Raw genomic sequence first — 14,781 nt, 5'->3', positions numbered from 1 at the left:
ATGAGCATTACCCGCATCTTGATCGCCAATCGCGGCGAAATCGCTCTGCGCATCCACCGTGCGGCCCATGAAATGGGTATCGAGACGGTTGCGGTGCACTCAACCGCTGATGCCGATGCTATGCATGTGCGCCTTGCCGATCACGCGGTCTGCATCGGCCCACCATCGGCGACTGAAAGCTATCTCAATCACGCGGCGATCATTTCTGCAGCGGAAGTCTCCGGCGCGGACGCGATCCACCCGGGCTATGGATTTCTGTCGGAAAATGCGAAGTTTGCGGAGATTGTCGAGGCCCATGATCTGAAATGGATCGGGCCTAAGCCTGAGCATATCGTCACAATGGGTGACAAGGTTCAGGCAAAGAAGACCGCAGGCGATCTTGGTCTGCCGCTTGTTCCCGGCTCGGCTGGTGCCGTCTCCGATCCTGAAGAAGGCAAGAAAATCGCTGCCGAAATCGGTTATCCGGTGATCATCAAAGCTGCCAGCGGCGGCGGCGGGCGCGGGATGAAGGTCTGCGAAAGCGAAGACCAGCTCGAAACGCTGATGAAGCAAGCCGGCAGCGAGGCGAAAGCCGCGTTTGGCGATGCGACCGTTTATATCGAGAAATATCTCGGCAATCCGCGCCACATCGAATTCCAAGTCTTCGGCGATGGGAATGGCGGCGCGATTCATTTGGGTGAGCGCGATTGCTCACTGCAACGCCGCCACCAGAAAGTTCTGGAAGAGGCCCCCTCCCCCGTCATCACCGATGACGAGCGTATGCGCATGGGCGAGGTCTGTTCTAAAGCGATGCGCGATATGGCCTATCGCGGCGCGGGCACGATCGAATTCCTATGGGAAAATGGCGAGTTCTATTTCATCGAAATGAACACCCGGCTTCAGGTTGAACACCCTGTGACCGAAGCGATCACAGGCGTCGATCTGGTGCGCGAGCAAATCCGTATTGCGGCGGGCAAACCGCTTTCGGTGGCGCAAGAAGACATCGAGTTTAAAGGCCATGCGATTGAATGCCGTATCAACGCCGAAGACCCGTTCAATTTCGCGCCTTCGCCCGGCAAGGTGACCTATTACCACCCGGCTGGCGGCATGCATGTGCGCGTCGATAGCGGGCTTTATGCGGGCTATTCGATCCCGCCATACTACGACAGTATGATCGCAAAATTGATCGTTTACGGCCGCAATCGCGAAGGCTGCATCATGCGCCTGCGCCGTGCGCTCGAAGAGATGGTCGTCGAAGGGGTGAAAACCAACATCCCGCTGCACCAGGAACTGCTGAAGCAGAACGACGTCCTGCACGGCGATTACACGATCAAATGGCTGGAAGAATGGCTGGAGACACGCGAGGGCTAGACCTTTTGCTGAAAGGCTGAATCGGGTTTTTGGCACCTATCGGTTGCTACGGTTCCGTTACAGTCGGGCACCAAATACAACGTTGGGCGTTTATCGTGCGTGAAGCACGAAAATGTTCTTGAGACCGAACCTGTCCGCGCGCTGGGCTCAGCACCGGCAGAAAACGTCCGGCGCGGCAAGCATTCGGGCCGCAAAACCCAGATTGTCGTCGTTGGCGGCGGTGCTGGCGGGCTTGCGCTTGTGCGAAAGTTGGGCGCGAAGTTTGGACGCAAGCAGCACGACATCATTTTGGTCGATCAGAACTTAAGCCACATCTGGAAACCCCTGCTGCACGAAGTCGCCGCCGGATCGCTCGACGCGAACCTCGATGAGGTCGGCTATCGCGGGCACTGTTACAAATGGGGATACCGTTTTTTTCAGGGCAGTCTGAGCGGGATCGACCGCGGCGAACGTACGATCAGTTTGGCTCCAGTCCATGATGACAAGGGCAACGAGGTGATCGCGGGACACACGATCCGTTATGACTATCTCGTTCTGGCAGTTGGATCGATCTCCAATGATTTCGGCGTGCCCGGTGTAAAAGAGCACTGCATCTATCTCGATTCCCGCGATCAGGCCGATATTTTTCGCACCAAACTGCTCAACAATTGCCTGCGTGTAAGCCGCGCGATGATGGCGAACCCTGATGCAAACGAGCAGGTCAAAATCGCGATCGTTGGCGCTGGCGCAACCGGTGTGGAACTTGCAGCCGAACTCTACAACGCTGCGGGCGCATTGCGGCATTACGGCCTGGAAGTGTTCGACGAAAGCCGATTGAAGGTCACCTTGCTAGAGGCTGGCCCACGCATTCTCCCCGCACTGCCCGAAAAACTGGCTGGCGCGGCGCGCCATGAGCTCAATGAACTCGGTGTTATTGTTCAAACCGACACCCAGGTGATCAAAGCGCGCCCGCGCACCCTCTTCACCAGCGCTGGCGAGGAACTGGACGCAGATTTGATCGTGTGGGCAGCTGGTGTGAAAGGTGCCGAATTCCTCGGCAGCCTCGGTTTAGAGACCAATCGACGCAATCAGATCATCGTCCACGGTACGATGCAGACGCTGGATGATGACCGGATTTTCGCTCTTGGCGATTGCGCATCCTACACGCCCGAAGGCGAAGACATGCCAATCCCGCCGCGCGCACAGGCTGCGCATCAAATGGCAGGGACTGTGTTCAAGAACATCGTGCGGTCTATCAAAGGCAAGCCGCTAAAAACGTTCGTCTACGAAGATAAGGGGTCGCTGATCTCGCTCAGCCGATTTTCAACCGTCGGCAGCCTAATGGGCAACCTTGTCGGAGGATCTTTGGCAGTCGAAGGCCGCATGGCGCGGTTTATCTACACCTCGCTCTATCGGCTCCATTTGCTGGGCATTCACGGCTGGATGAAGGGGCTTTTCCTGATGGCAATCGGGCGCGTGAACAGAATTGTAAGGCCGCGGCTAAAGCTGCACTGATTGGCTGGATCAATCGAAGGACATGCCCGCCGCTTCGGCTTCCGCGATGATCTCTGCGCCGGTCTTCATCGGGCTTTCCTGCGCCAGATCGTACCAGTCGGGTTTCTCATCGATAAATATCTGATGTTTGATTGGCATACCATCAGGAAGGTCGAACAATCCTGCGAGGAATGTCCTGCCTCCGGTCGGTCTTAGGTGGTACCAGAGGTTGCTGCCACACTTGGAGCAAAACGCCCGCTCTGCCCAATCGCTGGACTGATAGACCGAAACAGCCTCTTCGCCTTCAACAGCAAAGCCATCGCTTTCGATACCCGCATACATCGATCCGCCCCACCGGGCACACATCTCGCAATGGCAGATATCGATCTCTTTATGAGCGGCAGTGAGAGTGATCGTCACTGCGCCGCAAAGGCAGTGCCCTTTTACCGGGTCAGCAATGCGTTCCGCGTCGCTCATCGCGCCGCCTTAAAGCGGAACACCCGGAACCTGTTTGGAGGTCCGGATTGTCAGCGAGGTCTTTACGCTTTCCACATTGGGAGCCGGCGTCAGCTTACCCGTCAGGAATTCTTGAAAACTTTGAAGGTCTTGGCTTACAATCTTGAGAATGAAGTCAATCTCGCCGTTGAGCATGTGGCATTCACGAACCTCTGCCAATGTTGCCATGTGATCTTCAAATTCACGCAGCGCGCTTTCGGCCTGACTCTTAAGGCTGACCATGGCGAAAACTGTGATTGCAAATCCCAGTTTCGAAGGATCGAGATCGGCGTGATAGCCGCGAATAGCCCCGTCTTCTTCAAGGCCGCGAACGCGGCGCAGACAAGGCGGCGCAGTCAGCCCAACGCGCTGCGCCAATTCGACGTTGGTAACGCGCCCTTCGGCCTGCAATTCGGACAGTAGCCGCTTATCGATCTCGTCCAGATTGGCCATAGGTTGCAAACTCCCCGTTGCGTAAGCTGCCAAGATTGTCCTGACCGCTAATGTAATATTTCTCTCACGAAACAACATGCGTGAATCAATACGCGCGTGAACAATATTATTAGGTTTGCCAGCAATTGTCCCGCTTTGCAACGCAGTGTGAGTGTGCTCCTGTAACATTTGCGGCATGGTGTAATGGTCTACTCTGGATTCGGTGCGCCCGAAGCATTGCGCGCGGGTCCTGCCAGATGGAGCCTAGATGTTTTTTGATGACCGCCTTGCCACTGTGCTGCGCCAACGTGCGTTGAGCGAGGCAGGCGCGCGCACACAATTCAGGCAGTTGCTCGACATTCTAGGCAACCGTAAATTTGCGCCTCAAGACGAACGTTCTGGCAGTTTGATCGCAGCCGCATGGCTTAGAATGGACGCGTTGTCCGAAGAGCTACCTCAGGAAGAACGGGCGGCGATGATCCGCGAAACCGGCTGGCGCTTTCGCAGTCCCGATCTCGCGGCCCACCTTGCCGATCATGAGCCAGAGGTTGCCTCTGCCGCATTGAACCGAGCGCAACTTTCCGCACATGATTGGGAAGCATTGATCCCCCGTCTCCCGGTGCGCGCACGCGGATTCTTAAGACTACGCCGCGATTTGCCGGTTGATACAGAGACGCTGTTAGAACGGCTCGGCGTGCATGATCGCGGCCTACCCTCACCGATAATCAGCGAAACGCAGCCTGCGGATGCACCACCGCTGGAGATTGAACCAACAGAAGCCGAGCCGGTGAAAGCCGAGCCGGTGAAAGCCACTGGGCAACCGATCAAGGTGGAGCTGGAACAGGTTTTTCCAGAAGTCGAACCAGCGCCGGTTGATGCCTTTGACGCTGCTGATAGCGGCCGTAGCGAGATATCGGCCTTGGTCGAACGCATCGCCCAATTCCGCAAGACACGCGATGTTTCGCCCACGGATACCGAACGTTCGCCCAAACTGCCGCTTGGCCTCGATGAGCGTACCCGTTCCGGTGAAAAACGGCTTTCCGTATTCGGCTTTTCCGCTGATGCCAACGGACGCATCGAATGGGCCGAAACAGAGGCCGCAGCCATGGTAACCGGGGTACGACTGGCCAGACCATCTGTATTGGGCGGGCACGACAATGAAAGCGCGGTCGAGCGCGCATTCCATCGCCGCCTGCCCATTGCCAAATCCGAATTCCATCTAAGAGGCGCACCCGCCATCGAAGGGAAGTGGGTCGTCGATGCGCAGCCAAGCTTTACCGATGACGGAAATTTCTCCGGCTATGTCGGGCGCTTCCGCAGACCCGCCAATGATGATCCGAACGCGGTTACTCCCGCCGCGCGCGAGGCAGACCGCATCCGGCAATTGCTGCACGAATTGCGCACTCCAGTAACCGCGGTTCAAGGTTATGCAGAAGTGATCCAGCAGCAATTGTTCGGCCCCGCCCCGCATGATTACCGCGCCCTCGCCGCTTCGATTGCTGCCGACGCCGCGCGGATACTCTCCGGCTTTGAAGAGCTTGATCGTCTGGCCAAGCTCGAAACCGGTGCGCTGGAGATCGAACCGGGCGAAGCGGACTTGTCTGCCCTTGCCCACGCCACGACAGATCAACTTGCGCAAGTCCTCGGCGTCCGTATGGCGGGTATCGAATTTGGCAAGGAACCAGACGGGCCTGTGTTCGTGACAATCGATACAGAGGAAGCGGAAGCCCTCTTGTGGCGCCTGTTGGCAACCCTTGGCGGCAGCTGTGCATCTGGTGAGACTTTGGTCGCCTCTCTCGAGGCAGGGATTACAGAAGCGCGCCTGACCTGCGAACTGCCCGCGCAGCTTATGTCTGAGGAAGACGTGTTCGCGGCAGAAGCCACTCCGATCGGTGCCACCATCAACGCTGGCCTGTTTGGCGCCGGCTTTGCCTTGCGGCTCGCCCGCGCAGAGGCCCGCGCATCAGGCGGGGCTCTTTTGATCTCAGATGACGCGGTGACACTGACCTTACCGCTCTTGACCGCCAGACAGGCCGTGCCTAGCCCGTCAGAGCGCGAAGATCGCGGCAACGCTGCCTGATCTCCACGCGCATCTCGGTTTCAACGCGCTGGTCATTTGCACAGCGCTCAACGTCCGGAAGCGTCCGATATGGCTAGCTGCTCCATGCTGACCCCTCCTTCTCCGGATAGAACCGCCCGCTTCGCTGATGATTTCGCTAAGCGGGTGCTGCTGACCGTCGATACCGAAGAGGAGTTTGATTGGGACGCGCCTTTTCGCCGGGATGGCTACGGCCTTGATCATGTCGAAAAACTCGCCCGGTTCCAGACATTCTGCGAGGAAATTGAAGCCCATCCGGTCTATCTCGTCGATTGGCCTATCACTCAGGACAAACGCGCGGTCGAAATCATCGGTGAGGCTGTGAAGCGAGGCAAAGCCGAAGTTGGCGTGCAATTGCATCCATGGGTCAATCCGCCCTTCGACGAAGAGGTTACGACATTCAATTCCTTCGCAGGCAACCTGCCATCCGATTTGGAAGCGGCGAAACTAACTGGCTTGCGCAATGCCATCGAAGATGCGTTTGGCACCGCACCAATTGTTTACCGCGCAGGCAGATACGGTCTTGGTGATAGCACCGCTGACCTGCTCAAGGCTTCGGGTATTTCGATCGATACCTCGGTCCGCTCGCTTTTTGATTACAGCGCGCAGGGCGGCCCCGATTACACTCACCACCCCTTAACGCCGTACTGGATCGATGATGAGCGCACCTTGCTCGAACTGCCTGTAACGAGCGTGTATTGGGGCGTGCTGCGGCAATTGGGTAAGTCGCTTCACCGCGCCCAGCGTCACGTGCCGACATTCTTTGCCGGATTCTCAAAATTGAACCTGTTGGAGCGAATCGCTCTTACGCCCGAAGGCGTGACCGCGGAGGAAGCGATCCGGGGTATTGATATTGCCCTTGATGACGGGCTGCCGTTGTTGGTGCTCAGCTTTCACAGCCCTTCGCTCGCGCCTGGACACACGCCGTATTGCCGCAATGAAGGCGATGTGGAGCAATTGTATGACTGGTTCAGGCAGGTTTACGGCTATCTCGGGCAGCGAGCTGTGACTAGCGCCACTCTTGGCGACGTCCTTTCGTCAGTAAAACGCTAAAATTGTCAAAGAAGCGCGCTTCGTGCTTGTATCCATCGAAAGGTGGATGTAGGGGCCATCCTCGTTCGCGCAGCCGATACCTTTTGGGCCTGTAGCTCAGTGGTTAGAGCTGGCCGCTCATAACGGCTAGGTCGCGGGTTCGAATCCTGCCGGGCCCACCAACCTTTACGGGGCGGCGGACGAAGAGATGAATGTCGGGGAGTGGCGCAGCCAGGTAGCGCACCTGTTTTGGGTACAGGGGGTCGGAGGTTCGAATCCTCTCTCCCCGACCATCTCTTAAAACCAACCACTGTAAGGGCGGACAACTGGTTCGCGACCTCGGCGGTGGGTTCCCAATCAAGACGAAATTCTTAACACCGATATACGGGAAATCGAGCCAGCGCGCAGACGATGCCCTTAACGCTGTCTCTGGCACAGGCTGGCGATGGATGAAGTTGATCGCCTTGAGACGTTGTATAAGCTGGCATTGGATCAGGTGCGCCGTCCCGAGATTTTCGGGCATATCACCCAGCTGGCAGCTGAAATGTTTGATTGCGAGATATCGCTGATTTCGATCATCGATTCCCAGCGACAATGGTTTCTGGGCAAAACCGGCCTGAAACTTGGCGAAACACCTCGTGATGGTGCCATCTGTTCAATGCCGGTCGCAACAGGCGCCCCCACGTTGATTGATGATGCCATGTCGGAACCACGGCTTAGCGAGAATCCGCTGGTCACCGGGCAACCATACGTTCGATCCTATCTGGGCGTGCCAATCCGCGCTGAAAACGGTGCTGTTTTGGGCGCACTATGCGTACTGAGCCGCAAACCTTCTGCGTTCCGTCATGAAGATCTTCATCGTCTTGAAACCCTGGCCGAGCTGACCGAACAAAGCATTGCGGTCCACGCAAAGACGCTAGAGCTCACTCGCGCGAACACCGCATTGAGTCAGCTCAACCGGGTTTTCAAACAAGCCGAGCGCGCCGCGAATATCGGCGCTTGGCGGGTGGATCTGACTACGGATGAATTGAGCTGGTCGGATCAGGTCTATGCCATTCACGGTATTTCGGAAGAAACCGATCTGAGCGTCGTAAACGCGATCGATTTTTATGCCGAAGAAGATCGCGAGCTCGTAAGCCAGTCATTGATCGACGCGCTCGACCGCAGCGAGCCCTTCTCATTCGAAGCCTGTGTTGTCCGGCCCGACGGTGAAAGGCGCCGTGTCCGCGCTGTCGGCGAACGGATAGACATCGATGGGCAACCAGACTCGATTGCTGGCATTTTCCTCGACCACACCGAAGAACATGTTCGCAATGCTGAGCTCAAACGTGCGGCAGAACGCGACCAGCTAACCGGATTGTACAACCGCGCGGAATTTGACCGCAGACTGACCAAGGCTTTGAATGACCCGGACGGTTCGCCAGTTACGGTTTTGTTGCTGGATTTGGACGGTTTCAAGCAGGTCAACGATTCGCTCGGTCATCTTGCGGGCGACGAAGTGCTAAAAGCGGTGGCGAGACGGCTCCAGCATGAAGCTGCGGACGACACATTTATCGCGCGTTGGGGCGGAGACGAATTTGCCATCCTCTTCCCGAGCAGTGTCGGTTTGAAGGAAGCGAGCGAGTTTGGAGACAAACTGTCCAGCAATCTCGCCGAGCATGTCGATTTTGGAGACGGCACGCTCACCGTGGGATGCACCTGCGGGATCGCGCAATTGCCATCCGGCGGGGAAAGCGCAGAGCTGGTCAGGCGCGCCGATGTCGCTCTTTATGATGGCAAAGCGGACGGCAAAGGCTCCGTCTCGTGTTGGAACAGGGAAATGGCCGCCCGTCAGCAGGCACGGCAAAGCGCGATCACAGACCTCAAACATGCGTTGGCCGCGAACCGCGTCTTTCCCGTCTATCAGCCGATTGTTGACCTGGGCGATGGCCGCGTAGTGGCCGCCGAAGCTTTACTGCGTTTGCATGACGACAACGGGCGGCTCCTGTCTGCCGCTGACGTCGCGCCCGCGATCATTGATCCGGTGTTGTCTCACAAAGTGTCAAACCTGATGCTGGAGCGCGTTTTCGCAGAAGGTGCCGATCTCCTCGCCCTTTATGGGCCTGATTGCCGGATCGGCATAAACTCATCCGAAGCTGACCTGAGGAAAGGGGAATGCCTCGATCAGATTACGCGTCTGGCCAAGAATGGAAATTTGGCACCGCGCAATCTGATTGTGGAAGTGACCGAGACCATGCTGCTGACTGATGATAGCGGCGCGATATGCGATTGTTTGACCACGCTTGAAGCTATGGGCTGCAAAATCGCTTTGGATGATTTCGGCACCGGCTTCTCTTCGCTCACACACTTGCGCAACTTCCCAATCCACACCGTCAAGATCGACCGCGAATTTGTGTCGTCGATTGATGAAGATCATCAAGCACGGCTGATCATTCAGGCAATCGTCCAAATGGCCCGCAGCCTCGGTTTAAGCGTGGTTGCAGAAGGGGTAGAAAACGAAAGTCAGTTCAACTTCCTGAAATCGAGCGGTTGCAGCCATGCTCAAGGGTTCTTCTTCGCGAAGCCCTCTCTCATTCCCGAGCTAACAGCGATGGCCACACAATCGCGCCGTAGAGCCTAATCGAGCGAACCCAACGCGCGAGCAGCATAGGCTTGCGACTAACCGCTACAATCCACGACGTGACACATATTCGCCGGCGGTTCACACAATGTGGTATCCATCCGCAGAGGATAAGCGCAGGCAATCACAATGACCGCATCCCATATTGCCCTTTCTAGGTTCGGCTACGGGCTGAAGTTCGGCGAAGAACCGCCGAGAGATGCAAAACGATACCTGCTGTCACAAATCGACAATTTCGAGCCCAAACCGGTCCAAATAGCTGGGCGTCCTGACACGACCGAACTGGCAGGGAAATTCGTCGATGTCATACATGCGCGCAACCGTGCGCGGACGATAGCTCAAGACCGGGCTGAAAGCATGGGCATGGACAGGACCAGAGTTAAGGTAAGCCTTGAAGAATACTTGCCTCAGTTTCCAGCCGAGGTTCGCGGGACTTATCTGGAACCGATCAAGGCGTTGATCCGCGATCTGGGGTTTCGGTTTGATATGGCCGCCGCAAGCGACACGCCGATGATGGAGCGACTGGTCCATTTCTGGTCGAACCACTTTAGCGTCACAGCACGAAAGATCGGCACCTATCATCAGGTGGGCAATCTGGAGTTTGGGGCAATTCGCCCGAAAGTTCGCGGCAAATTCGGCGACATGATGAAAGCTGCAGTGCTTCACCCCGCTATGCTGTTCTACTTGGATCAGTTCAGATCAATCGGTCCGAACTCGCCGCGAAAGCGCGGTCCAGGCAGACGCGGACTGAACGAAAATTTGGCGCGCGAAATTCTCGAGCTCCACACGCTCGGCGTGAATGGTGGCTATTCTCAGGAAGATGTGACCGAGTTCGCTCGGGCGCTTACGGGATGGACCATCGGCGGCTTGCGTCAGACCAGCCGCTTCGCTCCGGAGGGCGCACGCGGCACGATCTTTATCGATGCCTTTCATGAACCCGGTGCCCGGACAATTATGGGCAAGACATATCGTCAACAAGGCAGCGAACAAGCGTTGGCCGTGCTCGATGATCTTGCAACGCATCCTTCGACCGCCCGGTTCGTATCGACCAAACTTGCGCGCCATTTCGCTGGCGACGTTCCTCCGGAAAGCCTAGTTCGACGTCTTGAACGTAACTTTCTGCGTACAGGCGGTGACCTGGAAAGCCTGACCCGTACCCTGATCGAGGCACCCGAATGTTGGAGAGAAGGGCCCGTAAAATTCCAGCGGCCGTTCGAATGGCTGGTCGCTTCTTTGCGCTTCGCAGGCGGCGACCAATTCAACGAGCGCCAGATTTATTCGATGCTCGTCGCTTTGGGTGAACAAAGCTGGAATGCGCCGTCGCCCGCTGGCTTCGATGATTTCGAAGGGAATTGGGCCGGTCCCGATGCGTTGATCCGCCGCGTTGAACTGGCAGAACGTATCACCCGGCGTGCGCCGTTTGCCGCCAATATTCTGGACCGCGCTAAGGCGGCCTTTCCTGGCACTCTCAGCGAGAACACGCGACTATGGCTAAGCCGCGCGGAAAGCGATCGTCAGGCGCTTGGATTGATGCTCGCAGCGCCTGAAATGATGCGGAGATAGGTAATGACGATGAACGTAATCGACCGCCGCACTCTCCTCTCTCGCGGGATGACAGGTTCGCTGGTTATTGGAGCCGGCGGATTGTCCGCTCCGCGCCTTGCCTTTGGACAGGAAACCGGTTCGAAAAAGCTGCTGTTCGTCATACTGCGCGGTGCTGCAGACGGGCTGTCGATGCTCGCGCCAGTCGGTGATCCCGACTTTGCGCGGCTCCGCAGACGATCACTGCGCGAGTATGAAAACGCGCGCAAAGCAGACAGCTTCTTTGCTATCCATCCAACTCTTGAAAATATCGGGCAGGCTTATTCGGAAGGAGAGGCTTTGTTCGTCCACGCTGCGGCAACCGCTTACCGCGAGCGATCGCATTTTGACGGACAAAATGTGCTGGAAACTGGTGGCTCCAGTCCGTTTTCCCGGCGCGATGGTTGGCTCAACAGGCTCGCTTCGCTGATCGCAGCTAAAGCGGGCAGACAGCCGAAAGCTTTGGCTGTGGCGCTGACAATGCCGCTTGCTCTTAGAGGTGACGCGCCCGCTTCCAACTACGCGCCAACGCGTGGCCGCAGCGCAAGTGCAGATTTTATGGACCGTGTCGGAAAGCTCTATGAAAACGACCCCCAACTTGGAAATCTGTTGTCGCAAGCTCTCGAAACGCGGGAAATGGCGGGCGACACTGAAATGAGGAACCTGCGCGACTACCAGAAAACGGGGGAGCTTGCCGCGTCTCTGATGCGCAGTGAAGATGGCGCCCAAATCGGAATGGTAGAGCTGAACGGCTGGGACAGCCACGTGAATCAGATCGGGGTGTTTCGGCGGCAAGCAGGGCAGCTGGATGCCCTAATTGGTGCCTATCGATCGGCAATGGGATCAGAGTGGAGCAATACGATGGTTCTGGTGGCGACCGAATTTGGACGCACAGTGCGAATCAACGGCACCAACGGGACAGATCACGGGACAGGCAGCGCGGCAATCGTACTGGGCGGCGGTGTTCGCGGCAAACGCGTGATCGCTGATTGGCCCGGCCTAGCGGACAACCAATTGTTCGAGAATCGCGATCTTCGCCCGACCACATCGCTGCAAAGTGTCTTTGCCGGATCGGTTTCGGAACACCTTGGATTTGGGCCGAGAGAGACGATGTCACGCCTCTATCAGGATGCAAAAGAAGCGCCTTTGAAAGGCATCACGCGAGCGTAGCGATTATTCGGCGGGCTGCGCCATTGCCATATCCTGTTTGTCGTGCAGTTCCTCGCGCTCGGCCGCTTTTGCCTTTGCGCGGTCCCTCCGGTGCAACAGGAAGAACGTAAGCGCAGCGCCCACCAGCGGCAGGTAGAAATGCAACAGCCGCCAAGTGCTCATCGCTGGCACGAGGACACCGATGGCCACAAAAGGCGCAAACAGCAGCAAAAACGCAGCCTCAGCCCCGCCCGCGCCGCCCGGTGTTGGCACGATCGAGCTGATCGTTTGAACGAGCCATTGTAGCAGCCAGAACAAGGCGGGTTGCCATTCCACGTCAAATGCTGCGAGCACCAATCCCGCAATCGAGAAACGCACCACCCATTGAAGCGCAGTAAAACCCAGATTGATCAGCGCGAGGCCTTTGCCCTGGCGGAATACGTTTGCCCAATCCCGCGCAATCTGGACAATGTGCCACTTAACACGGCGCATTAAGCGTGCCGACCAATCGCGCACCCTCGCGCCGAACGCGCCAACTGCAATCATCGTGATGAGCGCGGCAATCGCGAGCACGGTTCCTGAAGCAATCCAAGCAGCGGTCTCTATCGTGCCGTTCAACCGGGTGAGAATCTCAGGATCGGAACCCAAAAATCCAAACATGGCGTATCCGGTGATACCAAGACACAGGCCAACAGTGGTCAGCGTCACGAACGTGTCTTCGGCAGCCTGAAACGAAATCAAAGTGACTGAACGGCGGGAATCCACACCTTCGCCCATCAGGAACAACAGTTTGATCGGCATTGCGCCTGTTGATGACGGAGTGACAGAATTGGTCACCATCGTGCCGGTCATGACTTTCAAGGCTTTGAGAAAGCCGAATTCGAGACCCAAGAAGCGCGCCCAGAGCCCCAGCCTAATCGAATTGGCGATCATCGGTATAAAGACCAGCAGAGCAGCCAAACCTAAGAGGCCAGGAGCAACCAACTTCTCGCTAAGGTCGATACCGCCAAGCGAATAGACCAGCACTGCGACATTGACGAGCGCGACCAAAGGCAGGATAGACAACGCAATCGTCAGCGTCCTGCGCGGCATATTGCGCCAATGCTTGATCGCAGGATTCTCGCCCTCGATCGGAGTATGGGGTTGGGCCGGATCGCTCACGAAAAACTCAACGCCCGCTTCAATGGTTCGGCAAAGGCACCGTCGCGGCGTGCATCACGCGCTTTCAATGCCTCGGCATACTCAACATTGATCAGTTGCTCGAATGTCTGCTTCCAACGGTTATGCGAATTCGCGAGCTTCAGCGAACGATCGCGCATACCGGTGTAGTCGCCCCGCCATACTTTCACGACATTGTTTGCCATGGAAATGTAATCGTCGACGGGGCCGAGCGCGCCGGTGCCATCGGGGACGCGCTCTGGCATTGCTCCACTGGCCACGCCGACAACCGGCAGTCCGGATGCCTGCGCTTCAAGCACGGAAATTCCGAATGTCTCGTCAGCCATACCACTGACATAGATGTCGCATGAAGCCAGCGCGGTGGCGAGATCCTTGCGGTTGGTCACGTAGCCTGGAAATGCGATTGGCAGACCTTGCGACTGCTCGATCAAGCTTTCGCGCAGTTTGCCCTCGCCCAGCAGCACCATACCCGCGCCCAATTCCGGCGGGAGGTTCTTGAACATGTCTACGAGCGTGTAGGCGCGTTTCTCGTTATCGAGACGGCCAGCATAAATCAGCAGCGGGCCTTTGCCTTCTGGCAAACCTACTTTCGTGCGATAGTTCGGATCGCGGTGCTCGGTCGAGAACTGGTCGACGTTGACGCCGAGGCCGAGGACGCCGGTATTCTTCTGACCGACCCCATTGATCATGCCTTCGGCTTCGCGGTTCAACGCGTAGACGCGGTCAAAGCGGTTGTAGGTCAACCATGCATAGAAATACCCAAGCTTTTTGAAGAACGTTGCAGGGTAATGGCCCGACAGAACCTTCATCACGCGGTAAATCTGCGAATTGGGAAAGTCGGTGCGGTATCCCGCTACCAGAGCGGTATCGGGAAAGCGCCAGCGATGCCGGATAGCAAGCCACGGAAGCACCCACGGGCACTGGCTCTCGATAATATTCGGCTGATATTCGCGCAGCAGCTCAAACACTTTTTCATTGCGATTGATCCAGCGATAATTCGGGCTTCCCCAAACCTGCGGAGCGCCAACCTCGGCAAAGATAGTGCGGCCTTCAACAGTGATCTTGTCTTCTGCACCTGGCACGATTTGCAGCAAACGGTGCTCGGAATGCTCAAGGAAATACTTCCGCTTTTCCTTGAGGTAAGTGGAGATGCCTCCGCCGCCACTGGCAGACCAGCTTTGCGTGAGATCACACACCAACATGTTTTCAGGCAAAGCGGCGCCGGTGCCGGATGCGGTTGCCGGGCTGTTTGCGGGATGGTTCGGCGTCATAAGCTACGTCCATCTGCTTTCTGCGTGTGCTTTAGAGACGGCAGCAGGGGGGCTGCAAGGGGGTCAGTTGCTATTCATGCAATCAATTGCCCGCCTAAATA

At 57.1% G+C, this 14,781-nt stretch carries 11 protein-coding genes and 2 tRNA genes; 9 read left to right on the top strand and 4 right to left on the bottom strand.

Translation table 11 applies throughout. From position 1 onward, the window contains the following. Positions 1 to 1,350 (top strand): acetyl-CoA carboxylase biotin carboxylase subunit, encoded by a 1,350-nt coding sequence (accC, locus tag KCG46_RS08515; RefSeq protein WP_218404820.1) that lies wholly within the window; start codon positions 1 to 3, stop codon positions 1,348 to 1,350. A 141-nt stretch (positions 1,351 to 1,491) separates the two neighbouring features. Beyond that, positions 1,492 to 2,844 carry an NAD(P)/FAD-dependent oxidoreductase gene (locus KCG46_RS08510; protein ID WP_218405385.1) on the top strand — a complete coding sequence of 451 codons (1,353 nt, stop codon included), beginning with the start codon at positions 1,492 to 1,494 and terminating at the stop codon, positions 2,842 to 2,844. A 9-nt stretch (positions 2,845 to 2,853) separates the two neighbouring features. Here KCG46_RS08510 and KCG46_RS08505 read toward each other — a convergent pair whose 3' ends face one another. Both KCG46_RS08505 and KCG46_RS08500 read right to left on the bottom strand, forming a co-directional pair. After that, a complete protein-coding gene (locus KCG46_RS08505; protein WP_218404819.1) occupies positions 2,854 to 3,300 on the bottom strand; it encodes a GFA family protein in 447 nt (148 codons plus the stop codon). A 9-nt stretch (positions 3,301 to 3,309) separates the two neighbouring features. Next, positions 3,310 to 3,771, bottom strand: a complete 462-nt coding sequence (locus KCG46_RS08500) for an Lrp/AsnC family transcriptional regulator (RefSeq protein ID WP_218404818.1) — start codon at positions 3,769 to 3,771, stop codon at positions 3,310 to 3,312. Positions 3,772 to 4,018: 247 nt separating this feature from the next. On the opposite strand from KCG46_RS08500, the gene KCG46_RS08495 reads away from it, so the two are divergent. From KCG46_RS08495 to KCG46_RS08465, 7 genes are all read left to right on the top strand, one after another. Continuing rightward, positions 4,019 to 5,830, top strand: coding sequence for a histidine kinase dimerization/phospho-acceptor domain-containing protein (locus KCG46_RS08495; protein ID WP_218404817.1), 1,812 nt, complete (start codon positions 4,019 to 4,021; stop codon positions 5,828 to 5,830). Positions 5,831 to 5,899: 69 nt separating this feature from the next. Then, entirely contained in the window at positions 5,900 to 6,901 is a 1,002-nt protein-coding gene (locus KCG46_RS08490; protein ID WP_218404816.1) for a polysaccharide deacetylase family protein, read from the top strand. Positions 6,902 to 6,986: 85 nt separating this feature from the next. Continuing rightward, positions 6,987 to 7,062: transfer RNA gene (locus KCG46_RS08485), tRNA-Ile, on the top strand. A 34-nt stretch (positions 7,063 to 7,096) separates the two neighbouring features. Beyond that, positions 7,097 to 7,173: transfer RNA gene (locus KCG46_RS08480), tRNA-Pro, on the top strand. Positions 7,174 to 7,325: 152 nt separating this feature from the next. Then, positions 7,326 to 9,500: a bifunctional diguanylate cyclase/phosphodiesterase gene (locus KCG46_RS08475; RefSeq protein WP_218404815.1), complete on the top strand. Its 2,175-nt coding sequence runs from the start codon at positions 7,326 to 7,328 to the stop codon at positions 9,498 to 9,500. A 129-nt stretch (positions 9,501 to 9,629) separates the two neighbouring features. Next, a complete protein-coding gene (locus KCG46_RS08470; protein ID WP_218404814.1) occupies positions 9,630 to 11,063 on the top strand; it encodes a DUF1800 domain-containing protein in 1,434 nt (477 codons plus the stop codon). A gap of 3 nt (positions 11,064 to 11,066) precedes the next feature. Beyond that, the gene (locus tag KCG46_RS08465; RefSeq protein ID WP_218404813.1) at positions 11,067 to 12,251 is read left to right on the top strand and encodes a DUF1501 domain-containing protein; all 1,185 of its coding nucleotides are present in this window, start codon (positions 11,067 to 11,069) and stop codon (positions 12,249 to 12,251) included. 3 nt (positions 12,252 to 12,254) lie between these two features. Here the strand turns inward: KCG46_RS08465 and KCG46_RS08460 are convergent, their stop codons facing one another. Together KCG46_RS08460 and KCG46_RS08455 are read right to left on the bottom strand one after the other, a co-directional pair. Continuing rightward, entirely contained in the window at positions 12,255 to 13,391 is a 1,137-nt protein-coding gene (locus tag KCG46_RS08460) for a lysylphosphatidylglycerol synthase transmembrane domain-containing protein (protein ID WP_218404812.1), read from the bottom strand. Further along, positions 13,388 to 14,680, bottom strand: a complete 1,293-nt coding sequence (locus tag KCG46_RS08455; protein WP_255551837.1) for a glycosyltransferase — start codon at positions 14,678 to 14,680, stop codon at positions 13,388 to 13,390. Before KCG46_RS08455 ends, KCG46_RS08460 begins: the two co-directional genes overlap by 4 nt. Positions 14,681 to 14,781 lie beyond the last annotated feature (101 nt).

The sequence above is a fragment of the Erythrobacter crassostreae genome (genome assembly GCF_019204045.1).
Lineage (GTDB): Bacteria > Pseudomonadota > Alphaproteobacteria > Sphingomonadales > Sphingomonadaceae > Erythrobacter > Erythrobacter crassostreae.
Note: the sequence above shows the minus strand (reverse complement) of the source record. Positions and strands in the feature narration are given on the sequence as shown.